At 59.8% G+C, this 12,627-nt stretch carries 9 protein-coding genes; 3 read left to right on the top strand and 6 right to left on the bottom strand.

Annotated features, from left to right (window positions below; genetic code table 11):
• Window positions 1-5 precede the first annotated feature (5 nt).
• The gene (locus L901_RS23925; RefSeq protein WP_004432797.1) at window positions 6-1,379 is read left to right on the top strand and encodes a glutamate--cysteine ligase; all 1,374 of its coding nucleotides are present in this window, start codon (window positions 6-8) and stop codon (window positions 1,377-1,379) included.
• A gap of 325 nt (window positions 1,380-1,704) precedes the next feature.
• On the opposite strand, the gene L901_RS23920 is transcribed toward L901_RS23925, so the two are convergent.
• Window positions 1,705-1,998 (bottom strand): DUF1127 domain-containing protein, encoded by a 294-nt coding sequence (locus L901_RS23920; RefSeq protein WP_059760700.1) that lies wholly within the window; start codon window positions 1,996-1,998, stop codon window positions 1,705-1,707.
• Between the two features lie 203 nt (window positions 1,999-2,201).
• On the opposite strand from L901_RS23920, the gene L901_RS23915 reads away from it, so the two are divergent.
• On the top strand, window positions 2,202-3,152 hold the full coding sequence (locus L901_RS23915; RefSeq protein ID WP_004432791.1) for a LysR substrate-binding domain-containing protein: 951 nt from the start codon (window positions 2,202-2,204) through the stop codon (window positions 3,150-3,152).
• A 107-nt stretch (window positions 3,153-3,259) separates the two neighbouring features.
• Here L901_RS23915 and L901_RS23910 read toward each other — a convergent pair whose 3' ends face one another.
• Window positions 3,260-5,698: a DUF1217 domain-containing protein gene (locus L901_RS23910; protein ID WP_059760698.1), complete on the bottom strand. Its 2,439-nt coding sequence runs from the start codon at window positions 5,696-5,698 to the stop codon at window positions 3,260-3,262.
• Between the two features lie 366 nt (window positions 5,699-6,064).
• Here L901_RS23910 and L901_RS23905 point away from each other — a divergent pair, with 366 nt between their 5' ends.
• The gene (locus tag L901_RS23905; RefSeq protein WP_003503226.1) at window positions 6,065-6,631 is read left to right on the top strand and encodes a DUF6101 family protein; all 567 of its coding nucleotides are present in this window, start codon (window positions 6,065-6,067) and stop codon (window positions 6,629-6,631) included.
• A 78-nt stretch (window positions 6,632-6,709) separates the two neighbouring features.
• Here the strand turns inward: L901_RS23905 and ubiA are convergent, their stop codons facing one another.
• From ubiA to L901_RS23885, 4 genes are all read right to left on the bottom strand, one after another.
• Window positions 6,710-7,663, bottom strand: coding sequence for a 4-hydroxybenzoate octaprenyltransferase (ubiA, locus tag L901_RS23900; RefSeq protein ID WP_059760697.1), 954 nt, complete (start codon window positions 7,661-7,663; stop codon window positions 6,710-6,712).
• 121 nt (window positions 7,664-7,784) lie between these two features.
• On the bottom strand, window positions 7,785-8,585 hold the full coding sequence (locus L901_RS23895; RefSeq protein WP_031234593.1) for a MipA/OmpV family protein: 801 nt from the start codon (window positions 8,583-8,585) through the stop codon (window positions 7,785-7,787).
• Between the two features lie 284 nt (window positions 8,586-8,869).
• Entirely contained in the window at window positions 8,870-10,126 is a 1,257-nt protein-coding gene (locus L901_RS23890) for a cyclopropane-fatty-acyl-phospholipid synthase family protein (RefSeq protein WP_059760695.1), read from the bottom strand.
• Window positions 10,127-10,294: 168 nt separating this feature from the next.
• Window positions 10,295-12,613, bottom strand: a complete 2,319-nt coding sequence (locus L901_RS23885) for a Tex family protein (protein ID WP_059760693.1) — start codon at window positions 12,611-12,613, stop codon at window positions 10,295-10,297.
• Window positions 12,614-12,627: the final 14 nt, after the last annotated feature.

Below are 12,627 nucleotides of genomic sequence, written 5' to 3'. Positions count from 1 at the left end.
AAGCCATGGCACGCGACACGACCGACCAGACCCCCCTCTCCTCCGTCACGGAGCTTACAGATTATCTGGCGGGCGGTTGCAAAGCTGAAGCCGACTTCCGCATCGGCACCGAACATGAAAAATTCGCGTTTTTCCGCGAGGATAACAGTCCCGTTCCCTATTTCGGCGAAGCCAGCATTTCCGCGCTTTTGAAGGGCATGCAGGAAAAGCTCGGCTGGGAGCCGATCATGGACGGTGGAAACATCATCGGCCTTGGCGAGCAGCACGGCATGGGCGCCATCTCCATCGAGCCGGGCGGCCAGTTCGAGCTGTCGGGCGCGCCGCTCGAAAACCTGCACCAGACCTGCAAGGAATCCAACCAGCATCTGGCGACGCTGCGCGAAGTGGCCGAGCCGATGGGCATCCGTTTCCTCGGCATCGGCGGCAGCCCGCTGTGGAGCTACGATGAAACGCCGCGCATGCCGAAATCGCGTTACGCGATCATGACGCGCTATATGCCGAAGGTCGGGACCAAGGGTCTCGACATGATGTACCGCACCTGCACCATTCAGGTTAATCTCGATTTCTCCTCCGAAGCGGACATGCGCCGGAAGATGCGCGTTTCCATGAAGCTGCAATCCCTGGCAACAGCGCTCTTCGCCTCCTCGCCCTTCACCGAAGGCAAGCCGAACGGCCTCCTGTCCTGGCGCGGCGATATCTGGCGCGACACCGACAACCGCCGCTCGGGCGTACTGCCCTTCACCTTCAGCGATGACTTCGGCTTCAAGGACTATGTGGAATGGGCGCTCGACGTGCCGATGTATTTCATCGTGCGCGACGGCAAATATCATGATTGCACCCATGTCACCTTCCGTCAGTTCATGAACGGGGCGCTGAAGGGCGAAATCGCCGACTGGCAGCCGACCATGGGCGACTGGACGAACCATCTTTCCACCCTGTTCCCGGATGTGCGCCTGAAGCGCTTCTTGGAAATGCGCGGTGCGGATGGCGGCCCGTGGAGACGCATCTGCGCCCTTCCCGCTTTCTGGGTCGGCCTTCTTTACGATGACGAGGCGCTGACCGCTGCCGATGCGCTGACCGCCGGCTGGAGCTTCGATGAGGTCATCGCCCTTCGCGATGCCGTTCCGGCCAAGGGTCTTTCCGCCGAGATCGCCGGCAAGCCGCTTCTCGGTCTCGCCCGCGAGGTGCTCGACATTTCCCGCACCGGCCTCAAAAACCGCAAGCGCCTGAACGGCGAAGGCCAGGACGAAACCGTGTTCCTGTCGTCGCTGGATGAAGTTCTTGCCAAGAAGACCACGCTCGCCGAAGACCTGCTTGCGCTTTACAACGGTCGCTGGGGCGGCTCCGTGCTGCCGGTGTTCGAAGAATATCAGTATTGAGGCAGTGCCGCTAAAATTGCGACGCCATTAAAAAAGCCCGGCGCGGCCGAGGGGCCTGACACCGGGCAAAGGCAGGGCTATTGGCAAATCACCCTGCGGGGAAAACTTTTCCGTTCGAAAGCAATTCCGGCGGCTGGAGGTCTGCCGGAATTGCCTGGACATTCTGGAACGTTTTAGCGCATTTCCGGACGGAAAACCGGGGCCCGCTTTTCCTGGAAATGCTTTAGAGTTTTTTCGCTTTTCTTCGAATCGCGAAAACACTCTAACTCTTTGTTTTGCCGCATTTCCGGACGGAAAACCGGGGTCCACTTTTCCTGGAAATGCTTTAAACGGTCTTGAACCGGGTCACCGCGCGGTTGCGTGCGGCGCGGGTCAGATGGGCGGTCGGATCCTCGAGCAGGCCGGTATTGAGCGCATCCCTCACATCCGAGCGCGCCAGACCGATATCGGCCAGAAGGCGATCATCGAGTTCCGTGAGGCCATTGGCCACGATACGATTGTAGATGCGCTGCAAGAACGTTTTGACGCGGAAAGCAAAGAGGCCCGCGATACGACGAAGCGTATCGTTCTGCCGGGAGGTTGCGAGTTCCAGTTCCATTCTCCGTTCTGCCGTGCGCATGACACTTATCCTTTCGTAACGGCACGATGCGGCACCGCCCCCGGCGCACCACGCGCGAGAAGCTGCCTCGGGTTGGGGGCCTGACGTTTCGCCGGCCCGGGGTTGATATTGATTTGCTGGGTGTCAAAATGTCGCAAGACTATTGATCAGTCCAACGAATGTTTCTAATGTGAGGCATCAATCATTCTGATGGATGACCATCCATGTCCGCACCTCTCGACATAGACCAGCTGCATACCTTCATCGCCATCGTCGATACGGGCAGCTTCACCAAGGCCGCAGACCGCGTTTTCAAGACGCAATCCGCCGTTTCCATGCAGATGCGACGGCTGGAAGAACGGATCGGCAAGCAGCTTTTCGCCAAGGACGGGCGCGGCAACCGCCTGACGGCGGAGGGCGAAAAGCTGATGAATTACGCCCGCCGCATTATCCGCCTCAATAACGAGGCGATCGCCGCCTTCGACGACAACCGGCTGGAAGGCATGCTGCGCATCGGCACGCCCGATGACTATGCCGACCGCTACATGCCGGAGATTATCGGGCGCTTCGCCAAGACCCATCCCAACGTCGAGCTTTATATCGTCTGCGAACCTTCGGTCAGCCTTGCCGAAAAAATGGCGCGCGGCGAGCTGGATATCGCGCTCGTCACCCATAATCCGCGCGCGCGCTCCTCGGATGTGGTGCGCACAGAGCCGCTCTGCTGGGTCGCTTCCGCCAACCATCCGCTGAAGGACGATGCACCCGTACCGCTCGCCGTCGGGCGGCGCGATTGCCACTGGCGCCAGCTTGCCTGTTCGGCGCTCGATGCCGATGGGCGGGACTATCAGGTCCTGTTCACGAGCTGGTCTTCCACCGTCGTCGCCGCCGCCGTTCTGGCGGGCATGGCCGTCTCGGTGCTGCCGGAATCGGCGCTGCGCACCGGCATGAAGGTTCTGACCGCCGCGGACGGCTTTCCACCCCTACCGCCGGTGCAGATCGGCCTGATGAAACGGCCCGGCCTCTCCCCTTCGCTGGTAAACGCCATCACCGACCACATCACCGCCTGCCTCGACAATATCTCGCCGATGAGCGTTGCCGACGAAATGGACAGCGATGTGAAGACCTACCCCAAGATGCCGCGCCTGCGCGCCGGACACATGCTGCCGGGATGGTAAGAGGATAGAACAAATCCCGGGGATGACGTCGCCTATGCGGGAGGCTTTGTCATCAGCCTCAAGCCGGCTAACCCCGCTCCTCCCGTCGCTCGTCCGCGCTTTCTCTGTTACCGCGCCCGTAGCGTGGCAACCGCCAGCAGCGTATCGGCGCTGATGCCCACCGAACCGCTGCCGTTGAAGAGCGTCATGATCGGATCGGTGGTGTTCTGCTGATTGTCGTACATGATGGTGAAACGGGCGACCAGCTTCTTGACCTTTTCCGGATCCTGAAAATCCTCGATGTCGAAATATTTCTTCATCATCGTCACCTGCGTATCGACCTCAGCATTGGCGAGTTCGTCCGGAATCCCGAAAGTGGTGTTGATGAAGCTCTGGAGCGCCGTGTCGGCGAGGATCGAGTAATAGGACGTCGTTCCGGCCGCCATGCGCTGGAAATAGAGCGCCAGGCGCACACCGGCATTTTCTTCACCCGCCTGCGTTTCCAGCGTCTGGGTGAGGTAATTGTCCAGCGTCTCGTAAAGGCCGCGCCGCGTCTGGATCAGGCTGCGGTCCTCATGAAGAAGCGTACCGTCGGTATTGAAGTTGAAGGCGGTGACGAGGCGGCGGAAGACCGGGTCCATCTCCTTGTTGACGTAGCTGTCCTTGTCATCGAGCTTCGAGGTGAAGGCCTTTTCGAGCTGTTCCTTCGTCACGCTTTCGGGATCGATACCGAGCGATTCCATCGCGAATTTGGTCAGGCGATCATTGCTCAGGAATTCCTTGAGCGTCTTGATCTTCTGCATCTCGGCCGTGAAATATTCCGATTCCTTCGTCGCCGTTTCCTTGTCCTTTTCCGTGCCGAAAGCCGATTTTTTCTTGATGTAGTCGGCCGACATGGTCTGCATCTCGATTTCCGACTGCGCCAGAACCGGTGTGCCGACGCTGCCATCGGAGGCGAAGTTGAACAGCTCCGCCAGCTTGACATAACGCTCGTCTTTCAGCGTGTAGACGAAGCTCTTTTTATCCTGCAGATCGCTGGTCAGGACCTTGCGAATATCGGCGGAATTCACCTTGGTCGGATCGAGGCCGACGGCTTTCAGCGCATAGGTATAGACCGCGCTGCTGTCGATGAAATCCTTGACGGAAGTGACGCTGGCTATATCGCTCTTGAACAGCTTCAGCGCCTTCTCGTCGGCGGCATCATCCTTGTCGTTATAATAGGTCATATAACCGCTGGTGGTGGTCGCGGTCTGTGCCGTCGTCTGGGGTGTCGTTCCGTCTGCCAGCGTTCCGTCGGTCTGGAAATTGAAGGCATTTCTCAAGGCGATATAACGCTTGTCGTTCTTGCCGACGGTCGCGATGTAGTTGCTCGGATCGCTCAGATCGCTGGTCAGGATATTCTGGATCGTTGCCGTGACGACTGTGAGGTCGTCAAGGTCGAAGGCGGTCCTGATATAGTTGAGAAGCCGGGTATCCGAGGTCAGTTCGGTTACCGTCTTGATCGAACCGATCTTCGATTCGAAATAATCCCGGTTCAGCGTGGCGACGGTCGGCGTCACGCGCGGGGCGCTGCCGATATAGGCATCCGTCAGGGCCTTGAGATTATCCGCCGTCTGCGCCTGACCGGCGGTCACCGTGCCGTCGTTCTTGAACTCGAAGGCGGTGGCGAGCTGAGCCATCTTGTTATATTGCGTGACGGTGCTGGTGAGCGTCGTCTGCTCGGCCTTGATGGCGGCGAGCTTCGCTTCCCACTCATCCTTCGGCGGCAATACCGCTTCGAGCTGGGTCAACTGGTCCTGGCGCGTCACCTTTTCCGCCTCCAGCGCCGTGCGCTCCTCAGCCGTCAAACCGGTGTCGGCGAGTTCGGTGTCGATTGCGGTAATTCGGGCGGTAACCTGCGCGTGCAGTTCGATATTGCCCTTCATCGTCAGCTTTTCGACCGCGTCATTATAGGCGGCGCCGTATTTCTGGTTGATGTAGCTGTCGGGATCGTTGATGTCGCTCGTCATCAATCCCTTGATATGGGCATAGGAATAGGTCTTCTCATCGATGCCGAAGACCTGAAAGATATAGGCGCGGGTGCGGTCGTTGCGCAGCAGCTGGTCGACATTGGTTACCGTGCCGACAATCGCCTTGTAATAACGGGTCTCTTCCGCGAGGCTGTCATCGAGATCGGTTATCGACGTATCGTAAAGCCCGATCATCTTGTCGAGCTGCGCTTCCGTCTGAACCGTCTTCGTGGATGTGGTAAAGTTGAAGGCTGCGGCGAATTCCCGATACCGCTCATCGGTGAGCTTGTTGGCGAAGCTGTTCTGGTCGTTCAGATCGCTTTCCAGCACCTTTTTCATGAAGGCCTTGGCATAGGTCATCTCGCCGAGACCGAAGGCATCCATAGCATAGGAATAGAGCTGGTAGTTGTCGAGGAACTCATCGACGCTTTTCACATTGCCGATGTTTTCCTTGTAATATGTCGTCTGCCGCTCGATGAGCCCCTGCTGCGACACGCGCGACAGGCTTGCCTTCATATCGCGGTTGATGAGGTCGTAGCTGAGATAAGTCGATACCATCCGAATGCCCCCTGGAGACCCGCGCGCCGCTTCAGACGCCGAATGCTCCGGTTTTCAATCCACCCATCGCGCCTCCATCGGGACGCACGGCAAGCCTTTGCCTGACTATGCGGGAGACGCCTTGCCCGGAGCTTGAAAGAGCACAATTTCGGCCGGGATAAAAACCGCATTGTCCCGATCTCTTTTACCTAAGCGAAACCATGCCACAGTGTGTTTTGCTAACCATTTGGGAATGCAAAGTTTTCTTAACCGCGATTTTTAAGCAGTCTCGAACATGCGGCGGATATTCTCCCGACATCAGAGGACGAAAAGTCCCGATGAGAAGACCGGAAACCGGCTCTCAGGTAAAACAAGGGTAGAATAAACATGACCAAGACCGTTCTGAAGCCCGACTGGGCCGTCGCCACTCTCAGACTCGACCCGGCACGTTTTCCGCAACAGGTCACTTATGGAAAAGGCAATGGCGCGACCGATGTCGCCGTCACTCTCGATGAACGGGGCGCCGTTCTGAGAAAGGTTCTGTCCTCTTCCGGCCTGCCTTTGTCCTTCGCTTTGCCAGCCCGCGCCTTCAAGGGCGTTGCCGCCCGCGCCATCGACCATGGCGACGGACAGGTAACGGTGACGCTGGAGCTGCACCATGACGATCCGGATCTCTGCGTTCCGCTTCTCGTCGCCCACGATCTCTGCGATATCGCCGCCGACTGGCGCAGCTGGTCCGAGGCCTACCGTATTCCCATGCTGATGGTGGAAGCCGATGGCGTCGCCCGTCCGCTGGAAGAACATCTCGGCAAGGTGCGCACCCAGAATACCCGCCCGCGCCGCCGCCATTCCTATTTCGCGGAGCGTCGCCCCCGCTTCCTCGTTCGCCGCTCCACCGGTTCGCTGGGCATGAGCATGAAGATCGAGGGCAAGGAAATCATCGCCCGAAGCTGATAATCTTCAGCCAGACAAATCAAAAAAGCCCGGCGCGGATGACGCGGCCGGGCTTTTTCATTTCGTGTTTTCACAGGCTTACGCCAATAGGAGCGGCAGGATGAGGCCTGCGAAAATCAGCACGCCGACGCGGTTGTTGGATTTGAACAACACGAGGCACTGATCGACGTCATCGATATTAAGCACCCAGACCTGCCGGAACAGCATGATGGCCGCGGCGGCAAGGCCGCTATAGGCAATGACGTTAACACCCGCGATCCAGAACGACAGGAACATCATGACAAGGGCTGTGCCATAAAGGAAAACCAGCCAGCGATGTGTGTTCTCTCCAAACAGCAGGGCGGTTGAACCGATGCCCACGGCGGTGTCGTCTTCCTTGTCCTGATGGGCGTAGATTGTATCATAACCGATCGTCCAGGCGATGGAGCCGACATAAAGCAGGACAGCCGGCCAGGCGATCGATCCGAACTGTCCCGCCCAGCCCATCGGCGCACCCCAGGAAAAGGCAAGGCCGAGGAAAAATTGCGGCCAGTTGGTGAAGCGCTTGGCGAAGGGATAGATCGCCACGAAGATCAGCGAGAATATGCCGGTGGCGATTGCGAAACTGTTGAACTGCAGGAGCACGACAAGCCCCGCAAGCGCCTGCAGGACGATGAAGAGCTTGGCCTGCGACCGGCTCACGCGGCCGGAAGGCAGCGGCCGCGAACGGGTGCGCGCCACGGCCATGTCGATCTTGTGGTCGGCGAGGTCATTATAGGTGCAGCCCGCGCCGCGCATCGCCACCGATCCGATGAAGAACAGCACCAGATGCCAGATCAGCGTCGCCCAGGAAAAGCCGCCGCTCGCCATCGCGACATTTGCCGCAAGGGCTGCGGACCAGAAACACGGCCACATCAGCAATTGCCAGCCGATGGGGCGATCCCACCGGGCCAGTTGCGCATAGGGCCAGAGGGGCCTCGGTAAAATCCGATAGACCCAGTTATTGGATGGCGCGTCGGAGACGCGATCTGACAAATCGCTGTGGTGAACCATGGGATGGTTCTACAGCATCGGCGGGAAAATCGGAATGGATTTCAGCAGTTGGCCGCACATGCAGAAAAGCCCCGCAGCGGTTTCGCGACGGGGCTTTGCAGGACGATATCTCGGCTATTTGTCAGGGCAGCGAGAAATTGAACTTGTAGCTCGCCTGAACGCCGATGATGAACTGGTTCTTCGAGCCGCGCTCGCGCACCAGCGAACTATCGGCGGCGTCACCGGTCAGGCGGCGATATTCCGCAAACGAGCCGACTTCGGCGTTTTCGGTGACTTTCCAGGTGATGGCGGCGCCGATGCCGGCGGAATGCAGGCCGCCGCCCGGGCTATAGGGCGATGGCGCGCCGGCAGCCGTCTGCGCGGCACTTACGCCGTAATAACGCTCATTGTATTTGCTGCTCACCCATGTCGCGCGCGGACCGGCGGAAATCTGAATGCCGGGGGCGATATCGGTGAAGGCATCGACGGCAACATCTCCGACCACGCCGCTATGGCTGCGAATGCCCTGACGGACTTCGCCGCGAACGCGCAGCCAGTCGGTCGGATAGGCCTCGGCGAAACCACCGAGCTCGCCGCCGCGCTTGATGCGGGTCATGCCCTTCAGATCGGACGAGTCGCCCTCGTCACGCGGGGACACCAGCTTTCCGGCAAGACCCATACTGATCGGGCCGTTGTCCAGAAGCGAAATCGAGGCGCTGTCGTTGCGCGAGGTGAAACGCGCGCCCTGGCCCTGGCGGCCGAGCGAAATGATGGGCGAGAAGCCGAATTCATTCTTGTTGTCGCCCTGATATTTCGGCGCGGTGAAACCCGCACCGCCGAGCTTCAGATACCAGTCGCCGGAAAACCAGCCTTCCGCATGGGCATTGCCCACGGCAAAAAGCGACAGAACACAGGCGGCGGCGGCCGCTGATGGCTTGAACATGAAAGAACCCCAGAAACGCTATACAGACAGGTGCCCGTAGAATTAGAGGGATTGTCTTTCCATTCCATTAACCAGCGCGGGAAGAAACGCGCCTCCTGCGGAGGGTGGCGACAAGGCCTCAAAACCCCACCTCCGTCATGCTCGAGCCTGTCCCGAGCATCTGCAACCGACGGACTTTACGCAACATGGATAGATCCTCGGGACGAGCCCGAGGATGACGCCGAGATTGCGGAGACGTTTGTCAACACTCTCCGCAATTCGGTCAGCCCTCACCTACGCCGTGGTCAGAACGTCACCTTCTCCAGCGGCGCGCGCGTCTTCTCGAATTCCAGCAGCTTCGCCTCGTTCCGCGCAATGTAGTCGCGACTATGCGGCACGGCATCGCGATCCTTGGCGAGCTGGATCTGGAAAATGTGGAAATTTTCATGGGTAAAGGCCATTTCCGAGCCCGCCAGATAAAACTCCCACATGCGGAAGAAGCGTTCGTCATAAAGCGCTACCGCTTCCGCCCTGCGCGCCACGAAACGCTCCCGCCAATGGCGAAGCGTATGGGCGTAGTGCATGGGCAGGATTTCAATATCCTTCACCAGCAGCCGCGATTTTTCGATGGCCGGCAGCACCTCGGCAAGCGAGGGAATATAACCGCCGGGGAAAATATATTTTTCGATAAATGGATTGGTCGCCAGCGCCGGATAGGGCTGGCCGATGGAATGCAGCACCATCACGCCCCTGTCGTCCAGCACTTCCGCCACCTTGTCGAAATAATCGCGATAATGGGTCGGCCCGACATGTTCGAACATGCCGACGGAGACGATGCGATCGTATTTTTTCGAAGCCGGCAGGTAGCGGTAGTCCTGCAATTCGAAACGGACATTTGCCGCAAGGCCGCGTTTGGCGGCGCGGTCGCGGGAAACGCGCAGCTGTTCTTCGCTGAGCGTGATGCCGGTCACATCCGCACCGGCGCTTTCGGCAATATACATCGCCATGCCGCCCCAGCCGGAGCCGATTTCCAACACGCTCTGGCCCGGCTCGGTCATCAGCTTGGCGGCTATGTGCCGTTTTTTCGCAACCTGCGCCTCATAGAGGCTGATGCCAGGCGGATTGAAATAGGCGCAGGAATATTGCCAGTCCTCATCGAGGAAGAGATCGAACAGCTTGGCGCTCAGATCGTAATGATGGGCGACGTTGCTCTTGTTGTGGTTGACCGGCAGATGCATCCTGATGCGGGCGGCGATGATGCGCGCCATGCCGCGCCAGATCATGCCGAAGGACAGGGCCTCGCTCAGCGTATTGCCTTTGACCAGCGCCAGAAAATCGTAGATGTCGCCTTCCGCGACCTTCGCCCGGCCTTCCATATACATTTCAGCCAGCTTCAGCGCCGGATCGGCGGCGATCTCCTGCATGGCGGCTTCGTCGGTGAAGTTCAGAACCACCTTTTTTCCCGCGCCGTTGCCGAATGTGCGGCTGCCGCCCGGGCTGTTGACGGTGAGATCACCGGTCTTGATTATCTTTTCGAGAAGAACATGCAGAGACGACGCCATGGCACCCCCAATTGCTAAGTCTCACTTATCAATTTCGCTGACCGTATTCCTTTCGGCACAAGTTTCAAGATAGTCTTATTTCAAAAAAATTGAACGATTTCATCAAGCAAAAAGCCCCGCCGGGGTGTGCGGCGAGGCTTTTTGGTAAAAAATCATTTCAACCGCAGGTCAGCGCCGCTTCATGGCTTCAGCCAGAGCGGCGGCAAGTGCACCACCGGTTTGCGACCCCTCGTTGCGCTCTTTCGGCTTGGATGTCGCGTGCCGCATGGCGCTGGCATTGCCCTTTTCGCGCATCGGCTGCGGCGCTGCCTCGCCGCCATCCTTGCGCATGGTGAGACCGATGCGCTTGCGCTTCACATCCACTTCCACGACCCGCACCTTGACGACATCGCCCGCCTTCACGACCTCATGCGGGTCCTTCACGAAACGGTCGGCGAGTTGCGAGACATGCACCAACCCGTCCTGATGCACGCCGATATCCACGAAAGCGCCGAAGGCGGCGACATTGGTGACGGTGCCTTCCAGAAGCATGCCCGGTTTCAGATCGGTGATCTCGTCCACACCCTCGGCGAAGGTCGCGGTCTTGAAGCTCGGGCGCGGGTCGCGGCCGGGCTTTTCCAGTTCGGCGATGATGTCTTTCACGGTCGGCAGGCCGAATTGCTCGTCGATGAACTTCTTCGGATCGAGCGCCTTCAACGCGGCGCTGTCGCCCATCAGCGAGCGCAGATCGCGGCCGCAGGCGGCGACGATCTTTTTCGCCACGCCATAGGCTTCCGGGTGAACCGAGGAAGCATCCAGCGGCTCCTTGCCGTTCGGGATGCGCAGGAAGCCGGCGCATTGTTCGAAGGTGCGCTGGCCAAGGCGCGGCACCTTCAGCAGTTCCTTACGGCTGGCGAAGGGGCCGGTCTGGTCGCGATGGGCGACGATGGCATCGGCAATCGAGCTGCCAAGACCGGACACCCGCGCCAGAAGCGGCGAAGAGGCGGTATTGAGATCGACACCGACGGCATTCACCGCATCTTCCACGACAGCATCGAGCGAGCGGCTGAGACGGCCCTGATCGACATCGTGCTGGTACTGACCGACGCCGATGGATTTCGGCTCGATCTTCACCAGTTCCGCCAGCGGGTCCTGAAGGCGGCGGGCGATAGAGACGGCGCCGCGCAGCGAAACATCGAGATTGGGGAATTCCGCCGCCGCCCGTTCCGAAGCGGAATAGACCGATGCACCCGCCTCCGAGACGATGACTTTGGTGGGCTTCGCGCCCGAAGCCGGCATCTGCGCCAGAAGATCGGCGACCAGCTTTTCCGTCTCGCGGCTGCCGGTGCCATTGCCGATGGCGATCAGCTCGACATTGTGCTTGCGGATGAGGACAGCAAGTTCCGCCTGCGTGCCGCGCACGTCGTTCTTCGGCGGGAAGGGATAAACCGTTGTGGTGTCCAGAAGCTTGCCGGTGCCATCCACCACCGCCACCTTGACGCCGGTGCGGATGCCCGGATCGAGCCCCATGGTGGCGCGGGAGCCGGCGGGGGCTGCCAGCAGCAGATCCTTGAGATTGCGGGCGAAAACATGGATCGCCTCTTCTTCCGCGCGCTCGCGCAATTCGCGCATCAGATCGAGCGAGAGCGACATGGAAAGCTTCACCCGCCAGGTCCAGCCAGCCACTTCCATCAGCCATTGGTCGGCGGGGCCGGCATTGCGGATATCGAAGGCGGCGGCGATGGTGCGCTGTGCGGGTTTGACCGGTGAGGGATCGTCCGCATCGACATCGATTGTCAGCGTCAGCACTTCCTCGTTCCAGCCGCGCAGCATGGCCAGCGCCCGGTGGCCCGGCACCGTCGCCCAGCGCTCGAAATGATCGAAATAGTCGGAGAACTTCTCACCCGACGCCTGCTTGCCGTCCACCACCTTGGCGCGGAAGGTGGCGTTCTGGCGCATGTAATCGCGCAGGCGGCCGAGAAGATCGGCATTTTCCGTCATGGTTTCCGCCACGATGTCGCGCGCGCCCTCGAGTGCCGCCTTCACATCGGCCACCTCGCCCTGAACATAAGCTTCCGCCAGTTTTGCCGGATCGGCGGCGCGGTTATCCCAGATGGCTTCTGCCAGCGGGCCGAGACCGCGTTCGCGGGCGATTTCGGCACGGGTGCGGCGTTTCGGCTTATAGGGCAGATAGAGATCTTCCAGCTCCGCCTTGGTGCCCGCCTGCATGATCTTGACCATCAGTTCATCGGTCATCTTGCCCTGACCGGCAATGGACTCCACGATGGAGCCACGGCGCGCATTGAGTTCGCGCAGATAGACGAGGCGTTCCGCAAGCGTGCGAAGCTGGGTGTCGTCCAGCCCTCCCGTCACCTCCTTGCGGTAACGGGCGATGAAGGGAACGGTCGCGCCCTCATCCAGCAAGGCTACCGCCGCCTTCACCTGATCGGGGCGGGCGTTGATTTCGGAGGCGATGAGCGAGGCGAGGCGGGCATTGTCTGCGGTCATAGGGGACTCTTGGG

It is taken from the genome of Agrobacterium sp. D14, assembly GCF_001526505.1.
In the GTDB taxonomy this organism is placed as follows: domain Bacteria; phylum Pseudomonadota; class Alphaproteobacteria; order Rhizobiales; family Rhizobiaceae; genus Agrobacterium; species Agrobacterium leguminum.
This window is presented reverse-complemented; position numbering and strand designations above follow the sequence as displayed.